Genomic DNA, 17,653 nt, shown 5'->3' on the forward strand with positions numbered 1-17,653 from the left:
CCGAAAGGCCGGGGCTTTTTCGTTACTGCTAGGCCTAGCATTAAGCCACTGCAGTCTCTGCCTACAGACTCAACACCACGCGATGCTCCCTCCCATCCAGCGCGAGCCGTACATACCCGTCTGCACACTCGAGTGCCTCTTCATCCAACTGCGCATGCTTGATGCCGTGATTGCCCTGAGCAGGGTTTTCCACGCGAATGGCATAGCGGGTTTCACCCAGGGTGATGGTGGCTTCGAATCCGGGCCACTGACTGCTGATGCACGGGTCGACGATCAACCATTCTCCTTCACGACGAATACCGAGGATGCCTTCGACGCCCGCGCGGTGCATCCAGCCGGCCGCACCGGTGTACCAGGTCCAGCCGCCGCGGCCGTTGTGCGGAGCAACGCCGTAGACGTCCGCTGCCACCACATAGGGTTCGACCTTGTAGCGTCGGCTCTCTTCAGGTGTCAGCGCGTGATTGATCGGGTTGAGCAGCCTGAACATGCGGCACGCTGCATCACCGTCGCCGAGCTTGGCAAAGGCGAGCATGGCCCACATCGCGGCATGGCTGTACTGCCCGCCGTTTTCTCTCAGACCCGCCGGATAACCCTTGATGTAGCCGGGCTCCTTCTCCGTCTTGTCGAATGGCGGGGTGAACAGCAGCGCCAGCCCGTCGTCCTCGCGGATCAGGTGCTTGCGCACCGAAGCCATGGCCTGCTTTGCACGGGCGGGGTCTGCCGCGCCTGACAACACCGCCCAGGACTGGGCAATGGAATCGATGCGGCACTCGTCGCTGTCCTTTGATCCCAGCCAGGTGCCGTCGTCAAAGGTTGCGCGGCGATACCATTCGCCATCCCAGGCCTTTTCTTCCAGCGAATCGGTGAGCGCCACGGCGTGTTCACGCCAGCGCGTTGCGCGTTGCGCGTCCGCCACGGTGCCTCGCTGATCGGCCAGCGGCGCGAAGAGCTCGATGGTGCGCAGGAGCAGCCAGCCGAGCCAGACGCTTTCGCCCTTGCCGTGTTCGCCAACGCGGTTCATGCCGTCGTTCCAGTCACCGCCGCCAATCAGCGGCAGGCCGAGTTCGCCGTGCAGTTCCAGGCACTGATCCAGGCCACGCGCGCAGTGCTCGAACAGCGGCGCGGCATCGCCGGCCATCATCGGTTGGAAGAAGGCGTCGTGTTCGCCGGGCTTGAGCAGCGGCCCTTCGAGAAAGGTCACCGGCTCGTCGAGGATCGCCGCGTCGCCGGAAACTTGAATATAGGTCGCGGTGGCGAACGACAGCCAGACACGGTCATCGGAGATGCGCGTACGCACGCCCTGACCGGAGTGCGGCAGCCACCAATGCTGTACGTCGCCCTCGGGGAACTGGCGACTCGCCGCGCGCAGGATATGGCTGCGAGTAGCCTCGGGCCGCGAGAAGGTCAGTGCCATTCCGTCCTGCAGCTGGTCGCGGAAGCCATAAGCGCCGCTGGCCTGGTAGAACGCCGAGCGCGCCCAGATGCGGCAGGCAAGGGTCTGATAGAGCAGCCAGCCGTTGAGCATGATGTCCATCGTGCGGTCCGGGGTTTTCACCTGAATGGCACCCAGTGCGGTGCGCCAGTGCTCGGTGACTTCCAAAAGCACCGCGTTCAGATCCGACTGGCGATAGCGTTCGACCAGTGCTCGGGCTGCCTCTGCCGACGAGCATTGGCCGATAAAGGCGACGATCTCGATGCTTTCGCCGGCAGCCAGTTCGATGCTTGTCTGCAAGGCCGAGCAAGGGTCCATGCCGGCGCCCGTGATTCCCGACAGGGGCGCACCCGCGAGAAGCGCCGCTGGCGTAGCGGGGCCGCTGTTGCGGCCGAGGAATTCGCGGCGATTGGCGGTCCAGCCGGTTTGACTACCGCCAAGGTCGGCAAAGGCCACGCGGCCGGGGAAGGCGCTGCTCCAGGGATTGCGCGCCAGCAGCATGCCGCAACTCTCGTCGCGCTCGGTGATGATGTAGGGCGCATTGGCGCCGCGTGCCGTGCCGAGCACCCATTCGCTGTAGCGGGTGACCGACAGCCTGCGCGGCACGGCCGATAGGTTGCGCAAGGTCAGGCGGGAGATCTTGATGGGATCGGCCAGCGGCACATATTCGAGCAGGTCCATGGCGATGCCGTCGGCCTGGTGCTCGAAGCGGCTGTAGCCGTGCCCGTGCCGCGCGATGTAGAGCCCGCCGTCACGGATCGGCTGAGCGGTGGGGCTGAATAGCGCGCCGCTGTCCATATCGCGGATGTAAAAAGCTTCGCCACAAGGGTCGGTAACCGGGTCGTTGGACCAAGGCGTGAGTTGGTTCTCCCGGCTGTTTTCAGCCCAGGTATAGCCACTGCCTTGCGCTGAAACCTGGAAGCCGAACTGCGGGTTGGCGATCACGTTGATCCAAGGCGCGGGTGTGTTGGCGTCCGCTTCCAGCAGGGTTACGTACTCGCGGCCATCCTTGTCGAAACCGCCCAGGCCGTTGAAACATTCAAGGTGCCGGGAGATCTCGGCAGCCGATGGCTGTGCGATAGCCGAAGTGGCAATTGCTGTCGATTGCCTACCGGCCAGGCGTGGCAAATCAGCTGGCGCTTGCGAAGCGATCAACTGATTGGCCAGCTGATTGGCAATCGGACCGCGGCGAGCGATTAGCGATAGACGAGCCACGCTGCGCAGTAGCGCACGCGCCTCGGTGCTCAGCAGGTCAGCGCGCAGCATGTACACCGTGCCTTGAGCGAGTTCGGCGCCGAAGCGCGGACGCGACTGACTGCTGCGCACGGCGGTTTCGATGGCGATCTGCAAGTCCTGCAGGTAGGAACTGGCGTGCTCGTTGAGGATCACCAGATCCACCGCCAGGCGCTTCATGCGCCAGTATTCGTGGGCGCGTAGCAGCTGACGTACCTGGGCGATGTCCTGAACGTCGTCGATGCGCAGCAGCACGATGGGCAGGTCACCGGAGATCGAATGCGGCCAGAGGCCGGACTGTGCACCGGCGCCCTGGATGATTGCCGCCGATGGCGCGCGGAATTGCGGGTCGGCATAGAGGATGGGGGCGGCCAGGCGCTGGAAGTCGGCCGCTTCAGCCGGCTTGATGTCCAGGTGGCGCAGCTGCACCTGCGCCTGGGTCCAGGCCAGGGTCTTGGCGCGGTCGTAGGCGCTGCGGTCGTGATGTTTCTCGATCAGGTTCAGCAGCTCTTCCCGCGAGCCGGCGATCAGGGTCCAGAAGGCGACGCGGGCAACCTTGCCCGGTGCGACCTTGACCCGGTATTTGAGCGAGAAGATGGGGTCGAGGACCGTGCCCACCGTATTCGACAGCGCCAGCCCTTCGGCAACGACCGCAGCGGCGGCAACGCTTGGCCGCTGGCCAATGAAACGGGCACGGTCGGTTTCATACTGCGGATCGGCTACGACTTCGCCTTCAGCCACCGCGAAATGCGCCGCCCAGATCGGGCGCTCGCCCTCGCTGCGCAGGCGTCGAGTGGCCAGCAGCGCGCCGAACTCGGGCAGGTATTCGGTGACTACGAAGAGCTTGGCAAAGGCCGGGTGCGCGTTGTCGGTGGATGGCGTCGTAAGCACCACTTCGCTGTAGGAGGTTAGCTCGATCTCGCGAGCGTCAGGGCCGCTGTTGGCGAGGGAGACGCGGCGTACTTCGCCGTCATCCTCACCGGACACCAGCACATCCAGGGTGGTGGACAGGTCCTTGTCGTGACGAATGAACTCGGCCCGATCCTCGCCAAATATCACCTCATGGCTCAGAGCATCGCTGCCGAAGGGCTGCCCGCCCGCCGGCCAGACGCGGCCGTCTGCCGTATCACGGAGGAAGATGAACGAGCCGTAGTCATCACGGCTGGCATCTTCACGCCAGCGGGTCACCGCGATATCACGCCAGCGGCTGTAACCTGCGCCGGCGGCGGTGATCATCACGGCGTAACGGCCGTTGCTGAGCAGGTGGGTGACAGGGGCGGCCCCGGCGGCGGCCGCGTTGAGCCGGCGCAGGGCTTGCGGATCGCCGCTGCCCTCGACAGCACGGATCTTCACTTCTTCGGCGCGCGGATGGGCGATGGCCACGTCACGCGGCATGCGCTCCTGCAGGAGCAGTTCACAGGCCTGGATCATCGGCTCGCGATGGAAGCGGGCGCGCATCGGCCCGTCCAGCAGGGTGTTGGCGATGGCGACGATGGTCATGCCCTGATGGTGAGCCATGTAGTTGCGCACGATGACGAACGATTGGCCGTCCGGCAGTCGCGCCGGGGTGAAGTCCAGTGCCTCGTAGAAACCGTAGCGGCCGACTGCGCCCATCGCTGCCATGCGGCGGAAGTTCGCTTGCGCGCCCGGGGCATCGACCATGGTGGCAAGGCCGGTGGCGTAGGGCGCGATGACCAGGTTCTCCGCCAGCCCGCGCTTGAGGCCCAAGCCCGGCACGCCGAAGTTGGAATACTGGTAGGTGAATTCCATATCACGTGCGTGGTAGGCCGACTCCGATACGCCCCAAGGGACGTTGCGGTCGTTGCCATAACCTTGCTGACGTTGCACCACAAGGCTGTTGGTCTGCTCCAGCAGACTGCCTGCCGGCGCACGCATGACTAGCGAGGGCATCAGGTATTCGAACATCGAGCCCGACCAGGAAATCAGCGCCGAGCCATTACCCAGCGGCGTCGCGGTGCGGCCCAGGCGGAACCAGTGGCGCGTGGTCACGTCGCCTTTGGCGATGGCGAACAGGCTGGCCAGACGCGCTTCGGAAGCCAGCAGGTCGTAGCAACTCGGGTCGAGGCTGTTCTCGGCCAGTCCGTAGCCGATCGACAACAGCTTGCGTTCGGGGTCGAGCAGAAAGGCGAAATCCATGTCCAGCGCCATCTGCCGGGTCACGCGGGAAAGCTCGCGCAGGCGTGCCTGCGCATCGCTCAGCGTCTGGCCTAGTAGCTGGCGGTCGCGAGCATGCTCGGCCAGGGTCTGGCCCAATGCGTCGATCCAGAATCGCAGGTCGGACGACGCGTCGTCTTCACCCGGCGGGCAGAGTTCCAGGCCCAGGCGAGCGGCCTTTTCGGCCCGTTGCTGGAGCGTCGCGGACAGCGTGTCGAGCGCCTGCTCTTCGCCGAGCTGCGCGCTGATCTCGTCGAGCAGTTCGGCCAGAGGTCGACCACGCTCGCCACTGGCGGACGGCAGCGCGGTCATAGCCTGGCGAATCAATACCAGGGTGTCCTGCAGGCCCGCGCGTGCATTCGGTGCGGTGGGTGCGTCGAGCCATTCCTCGCAGGCATTGGCGAGGGCGATCAGGTGGCCGGCAAGGTTGCCGCTGTCCACGGCCGACACATAAGGCGGCTCAAGCGCCCGCATGTCTTCGGTGGCGTACCAGTTGAAGAAGTGGCCGCGGTGGCGCTGCAGACGGCTCATGCTGTCCAGCGTTGCTTCCAGACGGTCGAGGGTCTGTAGGGTGCCGGCCCAGCCGAAATCACGCGCGGTGATGGCCGAGAGCAGGTAAAGGCCCATGTTGGTGGGCGAGGTCCGGCGGGCGACGACTGGCTTGGGGTCTTCCTGGAAATTGTCCGGCGGCAGCATGTTGTCGGCCGGCGTGACGAAGGTTTCGAAGAAGCGCCAGGTGCGTCGGGCGATCAGGCGCAGCTCCTCGGCGTCCGGTTCGGCGAGTTTCTGGCTCGGAGCGATGCGCGGTGAGCGGCTCGCCCACAGGGCGATGGCGGGTGCACCCAGCCAAAGCAGGGCAAAGGGCAGCACCACGGGCCAGGAGCCGGGAGCGATCAGCAGCGCGAAGAGCGCAGCGCCGACGCCCAAGGCCGTGCCGCCGGCCATGCCGCGATAGAAACCGCTGAGCTTGAGGCGCGGGCTGATCGCCGATTGGGCGGCAGTGGTCCATTCCAGCAGATTGCGTCGGGACGATAGGCGAGACAGCGTGCGCACGATGGCATCGACCATGCGCCAGGCCTGGTCCGGTAGAAAGACCAGGTTCAACCCTGTTTGCGAGGCGGCCAGGCGCAGGTCGTCGCGCAGCCTTCGCAGGTGGCTTTGCATGCAAATGCCGCTGCGAGCGGGCAACAGTGCGAAGCAGATCGGCAGTACGGCGGGAATGGCCATCGTCGCGAGTATGAGTAAGGTGCCGACAAGCGCGGCCGGGAGAGGCAGCAGCCAGCACAGCGTCAATGCGAGCAGGGTGAGCGGTGCGACCAATGAACGGCGCAGGTTGTCGAGCATCTTGAAGCGGCCAATATCCGGCAGCGCCTGAGTGCCGCTGCGGGCGCCGAATATCCACGGCAATAGCTGCCAGTCGCCACGGGTCCAGCGGTGCTGACGCTTACCGGAGACGTCATAGCGCGACGGAAACTCCTCGACCACCTCCACATCCGTTGCCAGCCCTGCACGAGCAAAGACGCCCTCGAACAGGTCGTGGCTGAGCATGGTGTTTTCCGGTACCCGACCGGCGAGTGCCGCCTCGAACGCATCGATGTCATAGATGCCCTTGCCGGTGTACGAGCCTTCGCCGAACAGGTCCTGATAGACATCAGAGACAGCCGCGGCGTAGGGGTCCATGCCGCCCGGGCTGGAGAACACGCGCTGATAGAACGAGCCTTCGCGGCCCACTGGCAGTGAAGGGGTCACGCGTGGCTGGAGAATCGCGTAGCCGTTGATAACCCGTTGTTCGGGCACGCTGAAGCGCGGTCGGTTGAGCGGATGCGCCATCTTGCCGATCAGGCGCATGGCGGCATCGCGCGGCAGCCGGGTGTCGGCGTCCAACGTGATCACGTAGCGCACATCGGCGGGCACTTGCTGTGTGCAACCGGCCAACGGCATATAGCTGGTGTCGGTGGCGCCGCGCAGCAGCTGGTTCAGCTCATGCAGCTTGCCGCGCTTGCGCTCCCAGCCCATCCAGCGTCCCTCGCTGGGATTGAACTGGCGCCGGCGGTGCAGAATCAGGAATCGGCTGCCGCCAGGTGCCGGGCCATAACGTTCGTTGAGGGCGGCAATGGCGCCAACGGCGACGGCGAGCAAATGCGCATCGCCAGGCATGGTTTCCGACTCGGCATCCAGCCCATCGGTCAGCAGCGCGAAGGTGAGGTCACCACCAGCGCCCGCCAGGTGATGCACTTCGATACGCTCGATCTGTTCCAGCAGGTCCGCTTCATTGGTGAGCAAGGTGGGCACGGCGACCAGGGTGCGTAGCGATTGCGGCACGCCGGTGGTCAGGTCCAGGCCGGGCAGGGTCATGGCTCCGAAGCGCCAGGTCACCAGGCGGTTGACCAGCGTGGTGGCCACATCGGTAATCGGCAGGAATGCGACCACGGCCAGTAGTGCGAGCCATCCGGCACCAACGCCGACGCTGGTTAGCGCTTGGAGGCCGACCGACAGCAGCAGCGCGGTCACCAGCAGAATCGAGCCGACATAGCCGACGATCCCGAGCTGAATATGGAATCGGCTCAGGCGCAATCCCAGCGGCGGGCTGAAACCGATGCTGCGTTCTAGGGCCAGGCGGCCCTCGCCGATCAGGTGATAGCCCGGATCGCCCACGCGCTCGTCCTGCGCGAGATCGTGCGTGGGGGCAGCCGCTGCGGCGCTGAGTGCGGCGCTGGCGACGTCCAGCTCGGTCGCGCTGGAGCCGCGCGCCAGTTGTTCGATGGCGCTGCGGTACAGGTTGCGAGTAGGGAAGTCCATGATGGCGAAGGCGCTGCTGGCACGCAGTCGCGCGTCGACCAGGCTGACGCTCTCGAACAGTTCAGTCCAGTCGATATCCGAGATCAGGCGCATGCTGGTCATCACATTGCGCACACTGACGTTGGACGCGCCCTGGCGTTGCTGCGAATGCTGCACCACCTGATCGATGGAGCTGTCCTGCTGACCCAGTAACTCTTCCAGCCAACCCAGAGCAGGTGTGGTATTCGGGTCCTGGTCGCGTAGCCGTTTGGCCAGCTCCGCCGCGAACACTTCGGACATCGGCGCGTTACCACGCGAGGCAATTTCGTCCTCCAGCGCTTTTTTCGCAGAGACGGCCGACAGCAACCGGCTGGCCATGTCATCGGCCGCAGCACGGGTAGCACGTCCGTCGGTGATCTGATCGCTCAGGCGCCGCAGATTCTCGATCAGCACGATGCGCAGGGTGATCGCCACCGCCCACAACTCACCGATGCTTAACGGCTGGACCTGCTGGTAGGCGCTGATGAAGCGGCGCAGCGTCTCAGGATCGAAATGGCTGTCGGTATGGGCGACGAACGCCCAGGCGATGCCGAACACGCGCGGATAACCGGTGAAGGGGCCTTCGGCCAACTTCGGTAACTGGCGGTAGAAGCCCGGTGGCAAGTCGTCACGAATCTCGCGGATCTGCGCTTCGACCAGGTGATAGTTGTCCAGCAACCATTCTGCGGCGGGCACCACGCTGCGCCCACTTTCCAGCTCCGCGGCGCTGGCGCGATAAGCTGCCAGCAATACCGCCGCGTTGTCGTTCAGCCGCGCATGCAGTGGCATGACGGCGGGTGGGGTGTCGGTGACGGGCTGGGCCGCGGCCAGGCTACGGGCATGGTGTTCCAGCCGTTCGATACCGAACAGCTCGTCGCGCACGGGCGCACGGTCGTTCCAGAGGGGCGAGCGCTGGTGGCGTCCGAGAATGTGACGGAAAACTGAGGTCATGTGCGCCTGTCCGACTAGCGGATATAGGGGAGCAGGCGTAGAGGCGCCGGATCCTGTCGAGAGGAACCACGGCGGCAAGCTTTCGGAACAACGGGAAACCGATTGCCGGTTTCTGCCAAATCGCCGCACGGCCTCGTGAATACGCCACACCGCATGGCGGTGTGGCAGAGGCGTCAAGATTCGGCGAGCCATGTAAGCGGAAGGGCGTAAAGGCCGCCCCGCTTGCAGGAAGAATGCTGTCGCAGCAATGGGCTCACGATACAGCAACGTCGGCTTTATTGTCGGTGCTTGGTTGAGAGGCGTTTTTGCCCGGTGGTCAGGTGAGGGCAGCGGCTGCCCAAACCAGTCCTCCCAATAGCGGCAGGCTCACGGCCAGACGCGGCGCGTAGGGAAGTAATAACAGCAAGGCAAAGCCAGCCAGTGAGATAAGGCCGAACCAGCCAACCACCGCCATGCCGCCGGGCCAGACCTGGCAGGACGCGTATATCGCGAGCCCGAGCAGGAGCCCGCCCAACGGGGCACATAGGCGACGAAGCCAGGTTGGCACGCGCGGATTGACCAACTGCTTCCAATGACGCTCTTTACCCAGGCAAAAGCCAAGCATGCCGGCGTAAGCGAGCAGGAGGCTGGCGGACAGCGCGGAAGCGTTCATGAGGAGGCTCCGGCAGCGGGGCGACCAAGGCGAGCCGAACGGGCATTTCGGGCGGCGATGACCGTCGGGATTTTCCAAACGGTCCAGCCCAGCAGCAGGCCCATCGAAGCCACGCTTGCCAGCAGGGACAGTCGCATGACGTCCAGCGTGCCCTGGGCGCTCCACAGGTCCAGCGCCGGCAGAGTTAAAGCCAGCAATGCAGCCGCCATGAGCTGTTCCCGCCAGGCCAACAGCGGTCTGCGCAGCCAGGCGTGCAGCCAGCTGAGCGCCCAGACGCCGAAGAACAGCCGCAGCTCCCAGTCCTGACGTGCAGCCAGTTCTGCCGGTAGCAGGCGGTTGCCCCATAGAAGCGTGATGCAGGCCAGCAGAAGCCCGGCGACCACCGCTACGTTGAGGCTTTCCACTACGCGCAGGAAATGCAGGTTGGCCTTGGCCTGCTTGCGCTGCTTGACCGCATAGAGCACCAGCCCCGTGCCGATCATCGCGCAGCTGATCAGGCCGCAGATGAAGTACAGCCAGCGCATCGGATAGCCGCCAAACTGCGCGAAGTGCAGGCCCGCCAACACACGTTGGGTCAGCTGGCTGGTGCGTGAAGGCTCAGGCGCCTGGATCAGTTTGCCGCTGACGCCGTCGAACAGCATGCCTTCGCCCTTGGTCAGTTCGATGCGGTTGCCCAGCACGGGGCGCGCCGTGACCTGGGCATTGGCTCGCCCGGGATTGCTCACCGCCAGGCTGCCGATCATGCCTTGACCGTAGTGGGCCTCGGCCTGGCTGACAATCTCGCTCAGCGGGCGCAGCGGCGCCGAGACGGCCTTGCTGCCACGGCCTTCGCCTCGCGGCGTCTGCTCGACTGCTTGGCCCGATTGCCCATCGCGGAAATAGGCTTGGCGATCACCGTCGTACAGGGCGTTCACCGCCGCTGGCATATAGAGCAGAAAGAAGATCGCCAGCCCCGTGTAGGTGATCATCAGGTGAAACGGCAACAGCAGGACGGCGCTGGCGTTATGCGCGTCGAGCCAGGATCGCTGACCTTTGGCGGGGCGGAAGGTGAAGAACTCCTTGAAGATCTTCTTGTGAATGATGATGCCGCTGATCAGCGCCACCAGCATCGCCATGGCCGCGAACCCCACCACCCATACGCCCAGCGTGCGCGGCAGGTGCAAGGTGTAATGGAAATGGAAGAAGAAGTTGCCGCCGATGGTTTCCCGCGGCTCGATCTTCTCCCCGCTCAACGGGTCGAGATGAGTGACACCGCCACCGCCGCGGCGCCGTTCACCGACCGAGACGGCCAGATCAGGCGCGCGCGCGGTGGGCAGGCTGATGTTCCAGTTCGTTTCGCCGGGGTGACGCTCTGCCAGCCAGCGCTGCGCCACATTGGCCGCCGCGGCAGGTGACAGCGCCTGGTCGGTCAGCTCCGGCTGCATCCACCAGTTGATCTCCTTGTCGAACACCGCCAGGGTGCCGGTGAGAAAGATGGCGAACAGCATCCAACCAAGCAGCAGCCCGCACCAGGTGTGCAGCCAGGACATCGATTGCGTCAGGCTGCCTTTCATCTCAGCACCTCCATCAGCTGCGGCCAGAAACCGATGGCGGCCAGCGGCAAAGTCAAACCGACACCGACCAGCACCCGCCGCAACGACGCTGCAGCGAAAACCCAAAGCATGAACACCAGATACACCACGAACGACAGCAGCGAAGCAGCGGTGACGGCGTCCACCGGGTCGAGCGGCAGTAGCCGCGCCAGCGCGGCAGTAAAGGCATAGGTGAAGGCGTAACCGCCGAGAAGGGCCAGTGCGGTGCGGGCCGCGATGGCAGGCCAGGCGCTTCGCGATTGAATGGCAGAACGGGTCACGACGGGCTTCCCAGTGAGAGTCTTACGAAAAATGCCCAACCGTCGTAAACGCCGGCTGGGCATCGGTCTTGTGATGATCCGGGGGACGCCCATGCGCCCCGTCCAAACTGATGCTCGCTACGCCAGTCTTAGGGATCGAAGCGAGACGCCAGTTGGCAAGGCGCCTCCCTCACGACTCCTCAGAACGAAGCGCTCACCCCCAGGGTGTAGCGACGCCCGTCGAGCACGGTTTCGTAGCTGTCGTATTCAATCTGCTCGTTGAAAATGTTGTAGACGCCAGCAAGCAGCTTGACGTTGCGGTTCACGTCATAGGTACCGCCCAGGTCAACCAGCGTGTAGGAAGGGGTGCTTTCCGCCATGCTGGTGCGCGACAGGTACTCGGAGGTTTCGCTGCGGTAATTGAGTCGCGCCCAGGTGCCGAGGCGGTCGCTGGCTTGCCAGTCCAGCATGGTGTTGAACATGTGCTTGGGCATCTTGTTCAGCGGCTCGCCGCGGAAGTCGCCACTGCGCTGCTCCGATTCGGTATAGGTGTAGTTGGCGCCCAGGGATATGGTTTCGGTGATCGCCCAGTCGAAAGTCGCCTCGACACCGCGCATGCGTGCTTCGTCGACGTTTACGCGATCGCTGATAAAGCGGTAAGCCTCGCCATTGACGACGCATTGGCCCGACGCATTGCCGGTGGTGTCCGAGCAGCGGCGCAGCTCGGTGATCTTGTCTTCGAAGTCGGTGTTGAACACTGTCACGCCCGCCGAGACACCGTTCAGGCTGTCCCACAGCACGCCGATTTCCTGGCTCAGGCTTTCCTCTGGCTTGAGCGCCGAGTTGCCCACGATCACGGCCGGGTCGCCCCGACCACCACCGGTGATCTGCCCCCAGTTATCCACCGCGGCGCGAATATCCGGCGAGCGATAGCCACTGGATACGCCGCCTTTTACTGTCCATTGCTCGGCCGCTTGCCATACGCCATAAACGCGCGGCGACCAATGAGTCCCGTAGTTTTCATCGCGATCCATACGCAGGCCGGTGGTGAGTGCGAAGCTGTCGGTCAGGCTCCACTCGTCTTCGGCAAAGAGCGCCCAGGACCAGCGCGTCAGTTGGGTCACGTCTTCGGCGCCAGCCAACTGGTTGCCCTTGTCCGAAAGATCTTCGTATTTGTACTGGCCGCCGAGCGTGGCGATGTGGTCACCCAGGAAGAGCGAGGTCTGGGTATTGAAGACGCTGTTCTCCAGCTCCATCTCGCGACCCGGGTTCTCGATGCGCTCCTGCTGCACGTAGCTTTCCGACTGGCCCGAATCCCAGCGCCCGGTATGGCTGATCGAGTAATGAGTACGCTCGTAATCCGACAGCGAATCGCTGTTACCCGTACCGGACCGGCCCACGCTGGCGTTGCGTTCCTGCTCGGTCTTGCCCACTTCCAGAACGATGTCGTTGGCCTCGTTCGGCGTGAACGACAATTTGGCCGTTGCGCTGTCGGTTTTCTGCTCGTTGAACCCGCGAGGGATGTCATCTTCGTCCCGGCGAGACGTCTGTCCATAGAGCTGGAGCCCTAGCAGGCCGTCGACCAGGGGGCCGGAGAGATAGCCGTTAAGGGTGTGGTAATCACCGGAATCGGAGCGGTCCTGGAAGGTCTTTTCGGTCCGCACGCCGCCGCGCCAGGTGTCGGCCACCTTGCGCGTGATGATGTTGATCACGCCGCCCATGGCGTCGGAGCCATACAGGGAGGACATCGGCCCACGCACGACCTCGATGCGCTCGATGGCTTCCAGGGGAGGCGTCCAACCTTGCTCGATGCCAGGGCCATCGCTGTTGGGACGCGTCGCGCGCGACTCCATACGCTTGCCGTCGATGAGGATCAGGGTGTACTTGGAGGCCATGCCGCGAATGCTGATATCGCTGGAGCTGGCGCCGCCAGTGACCACAACGCCCGGAATGTCCCGCAGGGCATCGGTGACGTCGCGGTAGGATTTGTTTTCCAGCTCCTCTCGAGTGACCACGGAGATGGAGGCGGGGGCCTGCTTGATCTGTTGCTCGAAACCTGACGCGGTCACGACGACGTTCGATAATTCGACTGGTTCTGCAGCGTTGGCTGGCAAGCTCGTCCAGGTTGCTACCGCGATCGCGCAAGCCAGCCGATGCCGATTGAAAGTCACCATGTACTGCCATCTCCCTGAGAATACTTACGTCATCTGCGGCCATGAACGACATGGCGCATGCCTGTGAGCCGCGGTGCGAGCCGCCAGCCGACCGCAATGCTAAGTATTCTCATTTGAGAGTAAAGCGCATTTACAATCTATACAGTTTTCAACCGAATGGTCAGGCGCAGGCCGGGTTGGCTGTTCTCGGCCCAGATCGCACCGCCTTGCATCACCACCATGCTGCGGGCGATGGCAAGACCCAGCCCGAAGCCATCACCTCCCGGGCGGGCTGCGCTGAGCCGTGCGAAGGGCCTGAAGATGACGGCCAGTTTCGCCTCTGGCACGCCCGGGCCCTGGTCTTGAATGCGCAGAAGCCAGCTGTCCCCGTCTCGAGCGGCCGTGAGGCCAACCACGCCGTGCGCGGGGGAATAGCGAATGGCATTGCGCAGGATGTTTTCCATGGCTTGCGCCAATGCGTTGAGGTTGCCGAGCACCTGGCAGCCTTCCGGTATCTGCGCCTGGATGCGTTCACGCGGCCAGCCGGCCTCGAAACAAGCGTTCTCGCATAGCAGGTCCCAGAGCGCCGCCACATCCACAGGCTCGCACTCGAAGCGGGGCTGCTCGCTGTCCAGCCAGGCGAATTCCAGGGTGTTATCGACCAGTTGCTGCATGCTGTTGATTTCACGCTCGGTGCGGTTGCGCATGTCTTCGGCGCTCAGCTCGCTCTCGCAGGCGACACGCAGCCGGCTCAATGGCGTGCGCAGCTCATGGGACAGATCGCGTAACAGCTGTTGCTGCTGGGCGACCGAATCGCGCAGACGCTGCGTGAGGTACTCCAGTGAACGGCCCAGCTCCCCCAGCTCATCGTTGCGCCGCGCAATGGAGGGCGGAAGCAGCGAGTCGAGGCGGTTACCGCGTAATGCGTTGGCCTGTCGGCGCAGGCGGTCCAGCGGTGAAACCAGCATCCGATAAAGCAGCCAACAGAACAGCAGTGACAGCAACACCAGTGGCAGATACACACCGCCCGCAGTCAGCAACGCATGGTTACGCCAGGGGCGGAATCGTTCCGGCAGTTGGATGATCAACTGGGCACCGGTGCTCTCCAGCGGTACGGACACCAGGGGCAGGCCGTCATAGCGTCTGCTCATAGGCCAGTCGTAGTGCCGCACAAACGTGAGCCTCTGCCGTTCCTCGTCGCTCAAGGACTGGCCGCCGAGAGGTTGCAGCTGTTCGTCCACCACCACCAGCCAAGTCGGCTCACGCTCCTTCATCACTGTCAGCCATTGCGCCATCGCCTCTGGGCCCGCTTGCAGAGCGGCTTGAGCTTCGCTCGCATAGCCGGTGAGGGTATCGCGCGCCTGTTCAGACAGAAATGAACTGGTCCTGTCGATATAACGGCTCACGTAGCCGCTGGCCCAGATCATCGACAGACAGAACCCAGCAACCAGCACCACCAGGCGCCAGAACAACGAATGACGATTGGGCATCAGCTCGCCTGCAGTTCTAGCACGTAGCCTTTGCCCCACACGGACTCCAGGCGCAGGGTTGCCACCTGTTCGCGCGCCAGCTTGCGGCGGATATTGCTGATATGCATGTCCAGGCTGCGATCATGCTGTGAATAGCCGCGACGCAGCGCCTGTTGGTAGAGAAACGGCTTGCTCAGCACTTCGCCAGCGGCGTCGTGCAGGACCTTCATCAGTCGATATTCGGTGGCTGTCAGGCCGACCCATCGCCCCTCGTACTGCAGGTCGCTGCGTTGGTCATCGAAGCGCACCGCATCCTGATTCGGCGCTGCCGGTACGCTGCGCTCATAGGCCACCCGCCGCAGGATCGCCGCGATGCGCACCTGCAACTCCTCGATGCTGAAGGGCTTGGGCAGATAGTCGTCGGCGCCGCTGTCGAAGCCCTGGATGCGGTGCGCCTCGTTGCCCAACGCGGACATCATCAGCACAGGTGTGCGGCGTTGCTCGCGTAGTCGGGTCAGCAGCTCCATGCCGCTGAGTTCAGGCAGCATCACATCCAGCAGGATCAGGTCGTACGTCGCTTCGCTGGCCAATGCCAGACCGGTCGGGCCGTCATCGGCGAGGGTGACGTGAAAGCCACGCTGTTCCAGAGAGATTTTCAGGTGAGGACCGAGGATCGGGTCGTCTTCGATGGCCAGTATCTGACGAGCTGCGCAGGAGGACATGCAAGGTTCCGGTGCAAATAAGAACGATTATAGATTGCGGGAGGTGCGGAACGGCAAGCGTGGTCCTTGGTTCAAGGTTGGTTCGCCACATGGGCTCGACTTCCGGGGCGTGCCCGGTGCATCTTCAGCGTTCGCATCCGTGCTATCTGGAGATCTTCATGCGCCTGCTTTCCCTCTCACTGCTTCTGGTAACGCTCACCGGCAGCGCTATTGCGATTGCGGCCAGCGCAGCGGAGGAGGCGCAATTGATCGAGACGATCAACGCCTACCGCAGCGAAGTGCAGCGTTGCGAAGACCGGGCGAGTGAAGAGCTGACGGCCCTTTCGTCCGACCCGCGCCTGGTGTTGCCTGCCACCGGCGCCGGTGATCTGCAGGGCTCATTGGCCCGCAACGGTTATCCGATGGCCAATGTACAGGCCGTCAGCCTGTCCGGGCCGCGTGATGTACAAGCCGCGATGCAGGCGCTGCGCGAAAGCTTCTGTCGCGTGGTGCTCGATCCGCAATACGCCGACATCGGCGTCAGTCGCGAGGGGCGCGACTGGCGCATCGTGCTGGCGCGGCCGATGCTCGGCGGGCATTTGAAAAACGCGCAGGCAGAAGGGCAGGCGCTGCTCGACGAAATCAATCGCGTGCGTGCCAGCGCGCGCCAGTGTGCTGGCAAACCCTTCGCTGCAGCCGCTCCGCTTAATTGGAACACAACGCTTGCCGGCCTCTCCGAGGCCCACAGCCGAGCCATGGCCAACGGCAACTTCTTCAGCCATCTGGATGGGGATGGACGAACGCCGGGCGACAGGGCGGAGCTGGCCGGGTATCCCGGTGCGCCGGTCGCCCAGAACATCGCAGCCGCGCTGGATCGACCGCGGCAGATCGTTGAAGGCTGGCTGGCGAACCCAGGACACTGCGCCAATCTGATGAATCCGCAATTCAGCGAGCTGGGTGCAGCCTATGCGGTGGATCCCCAGAGCGATGCGGGCATCTACTGGGTCGCACTCTTCGGCGCGCCCTAACCGGTGCCGCACGAACGCAACGCCTGACCTTCACGATGGCGAGTATTTTTTCGGTCCTGTTCGATCGCCTGCGAACATTTCGTTGAGAGGAGCGTTCGAACAACTGAGCTGTTCATCTTTCACGTAACAGATCAGGACCACTGACATGACCGACCCTAACGATCCACTCAAGGATGGCCTGACCCCACCGGACTATGACGAATATGGCGACGCGCCTGATTCGGGCGAAAACGACCCGGATGAAACGGTAGAGCCCAAAGACGAGCCGAATGCTGGAGAGAGCCCGCTCGGATAGCCGCCGGCACCTGTTCCATTGGTCGCAGAGGGCCCTTCGCCAAGCAGCGTACTGGACAATTCGATCGGCCCAGCCTAAAAAGACGCGCCTCAAGCTCGGTAGCGCAACGTGCTAGTCAGCAGTCGTGTTTTTTTCAAAAGCAGGTAGATCGTGAGAAAGAAAAAGCCAGTAGACCCTGTTCGGCAAGCAGAAAAGAACCGTGCGCATCGGATCGGCTGGGCAATCGCCGTGGCGGGTATCGTGGTGGGCTTCATCGTGATAATGATGAAGCCAGCTTGATGCAGCCGTAGCCGTGTGCCCAGGTTAGTTCGTCAACGGGTGGCGCGACCGGCCGGCCTCTCCGTCATCATCAGCAGCACGGGCATGGCCCCGGCGGGTTTGGCTATCGCCGCCTGTTCTTGCTTACTGGACACCTCAGCTGTCATGCCGGCAACCGTTAACAGCAGCAACAATGCCAGCATTGTCAGCGGGACGCGCCGAGCGTTTGCCAAGAGTGCGCCCCAACCCTGGACTCCAGCTGGAATTGGGTAATCGGTTCGCTCCGGTTGGCTGCCTGCATCGTTCTGCACCTGCTTAAGCCCAACAGACATGTCCAATCCTCAAAAAGAACCCGCAGCCATCGAGCTTGTATAAGCGTCGTTCTGTCCTTGGCAGGCAGAGGCGACTGTATAGGGGGGCCGTAACATCCATCAATCGCCCGAATGATGGATGTTACGGCCAGGATTAAGCATCGATGCGTTGTTGTATCGGTATGGGTGCTGTTTAGCGCGAATTGCCTGATACCGCGGCGCACTAGTCCTGCGGTGATACGGCCTTGCTGCAGCGTTGGGTTAGGGGTTCTTCGAAGGCGTTGCGAAGGACCAGCCCATCGCCGCAACGACACGAATACGGCCCCGTGATCGAAAGGAAAAATGCA

The 17,653-nt window shown here is 63.6% G+C and carries 11 protein-coding genes; 3 read left to right on the forward strand and 8 right to left on the reverse strand.

Annotated features, from left to right (window positions below; all coding sequences use genetic code 11):
• Positions 1-61: 61 nt before the first annotated feature.
• The 7 genes from ACQKEK_RS17420 to ACQKEK_RS17450 all read right to left on the reverse strand — a co-directional run bounded on the left by ACQKEK_RS17420 (position 62) and on the right by ACQKEK_RS17450 (position 15,435).
• Positions 62-8,608: a GH36-type glycosyl hydrolase domain-containing protein gene (locus tag ACQKEK_RS17420; RefSeq protein ID WP_499143908.1), complete on the reverse strand. Its 8,547-nt coding sequence runs from the start codon at positions 8,606-8,608 to the stop codon at positions 62-64.
• Positions 8,609-8,924: 316 nt separating this feature from the next.
• Positions 8,925-9,260 carry a DUF3325 domain-containing protein gene (locus ACQKEK_RS17425; protein ID WP_499143907.1) on the reverse strand — a complete coding sequence of 112 codons (336 nt, stop codon included), beginning with the start codon at positions 9,258-9,260 and terminating at the stop codon, positions 8,925-8,927.
• Positions 9,257-10,813, reverse strand: coding sequence for a PepSY-associated TM helix domain-containing protein (locus ACQKEK_RS17430; protein ID WP_499143906.1), 1,557 nt, complete (start codon positions 10,811-10,813; stop codon positions 9,257-9,259). The genes ACQKEK_RS17425 and ACQKEK_RS17430 overlap by 4 nt, the downstream gene beginning before the upstream one ends.
• On the reverse strand, positions 10,810-11,112 hold the full coding sequence (locus ACQKEK_RS17435; RefSeq protein WP_499143905.1) for an iron transporter: 303 nt from the start codon (positions 11,110-11,112) through the stop codon (positions 10,810-10,812). The genes ACQKEK_RS17430 and ACQKEK_RS17435 overlap by 4 nt, the downstream gene beginning before the upstream one ends.
• A 179-nt stretch (positions 11,113-11,291) precedes the next feature.
• Positions 11,292-13,265: a ligand-gated channel protein gene (locus ACQKEK_RS17440; RefSeq protein WP_499143904.1), complete on the reverse strand. Its 1,974-nt coding sequence runs from the start codon at positions 13,263-13,265 to the stop codon at positions 11,292-11,294.
• Between the two features lie 137 nt (positions 13,266-13,402).
• Positions 13,403-14,734 (reverse strand): HAMP domain-containing sensor histidine kinase, encoded by a 1,332-nt coding sequence (locus ACQKEK_RS17445; RefSeq protein ID WP_499143903.1) that lies wholly within the window; start codon positions 14,732-14,734, stop codon positions 13,403-13,405.
• Entirely contained in the window at positions 14,734-15,435 is a 702-nt protein-coding gene (locus ACQKEK_RS17450) for a response regulator transcription factor (protein WP_499143902.1), read from the reverse strand. The genes ACQKEK_RS17445 and ACQKEK_RS17450 overlap by 1 nt, the downstream gene beginning before the upstream one ends.
• Positions 15,436-15,593: 158 nt before the next feature.
• On the opposite strand from ACQKEK_RS17450, the gene ACQKEK_RS17455 reads away from it, so the two are divergent.
• The 3 genes from ACQKEK_RS17455 to ACQKEK_RS17465 all read left to right on the forward strand — a co-directional run bounded on the left by ACQKEK_RS17455 (position 15,594) and on the right by ACQKEK_RS17465 (position 17,016).
• A complete protein-coding gene (locus tag ACQKEK_RS17455) occupies positions 15,594-16,442 on the forward strand; it encodes a CAP domain-containing protein (protein WP_499143901.1) in 849 nt (282 codons plus the stop codon).
• Between the two features lie 145 nt (positions 16,443-16,587).
• The gene (locus ACQKEK_RS17460; RefSeq protein ID WP_499143900.1) at positions 16,588-16,737 is read left to right on the forward strand and encodes a hypothetical protein; all 150 of its coding nucleotides are present in this window, start codon (positions 16,588-16,590) and stop codon (positions 16,735-16,737) included.
• 150 nt (positions 16,738-16,887) lie between these two features.
• On the forward strand, positions 16,888-17,016 hold the full coding sequence (locus tag ACQKEK_RS17465) for a hypothetical protein (protein ID WP_256449906.1): 129 nt from the start codon (positions 16,888-16,890) through the stop codon (positions 17,014-17,016).
• A 32-nt stretch (positions 17,017-17,048) separates the two neighbouring features.
• On the opposite strand, the gene ACQKEK_RS17470 is transcribed toward ACQKEK_RS17465, so the two are convergent.
• The gene (locus ACQKEK_RS17470) at positions 17,049-17,327 is read right to left on the reverse strand and encodes a hypothetical protein (RefSeq protein ID WP_499143899.1); all 279 of its coding nucleotides are present in this window, start codon (positions 17,325-17,327) and stop codon (positions 17,049-17,051) included.
• Positions 17,328-17,653 lie beyond the last annotated feature (326 nt).

Origin of the sequence: Pseudomonas sp. NPDC077408, assembly GCF_050269105.1 — a bacterium.
Taxonomy (GTDB): Bacteria; Pseudomonadota; Gammaproteobacteria; order Pseudomonadales; family Pseudomonadaceae; genus Stutzerimonas.

Coding starts and splice junctions, on each gene's coding strand:
- ACQKEK_RS17440 (WP_499143904.1), bottom strand. CDS start 13,265: ATGGTGACTTTCAATCGGCATCGGCTGGCTTGCGCGATCGCGGTAGCA.
- ACQKEK_RS17445 (WP_499143903.1), bottom strand. CDS start 14,734: ATGCCCAATCGTCATTCGTTGTTCTGGCGCCTGGTGGTGCTGGTTGCT.
- ACQKEK_RS17455 (WP_499143901.1), top strand. CDS start 15,594: ATGCGCCTGCTTTCCCTCTCACTGCTTCTGGTAACGCTCACCGGCAGC.
- ACQKEK_RS17420 (WP_499143908.1), bottom strand. CDS start 8,608: ATGACCTCAGTTTTCCGTCACATTCTCGGACGCCACCAGCGCTCGCCC.
- ACQKEK_RS17450 (WP_499143902.1), bottom strand. CDS start 15,435: ATGTCCTCCTGCGCAGCTCGTCAGATACTGGCCATCGAAGACGACCCG.
- ACQKEK_RS17430 (WP_499143906.1), bottom strand. CDS start 10,813: ATGAAAGGCAGCCTGACGCAATCGATGTCCTGGCTGCACACCTGGTGC.
- ACQKEK_RS17425 (WP_499143907.1), bottom strand. CDS start 9,260: ATGAACGCTTCCGCGCTGTCCGCCAGCCTCCTGCTCGCTTACGCCGGC.
- ACQKEK_RS17460 (WP_499143900.1), top strand. CDS start 16,588: ATGACCGACCCTAACGATCCACTCAAGGATGGCCTGACCCCACCGGAC.
- ACQKEK_RS17470 (WP_499143899.1), bottom strand. CDS start 17,327: ATGTCTGTTGGGCTTAAGCAGGTGCAGAACGATGCAGGCAGCCAACCG.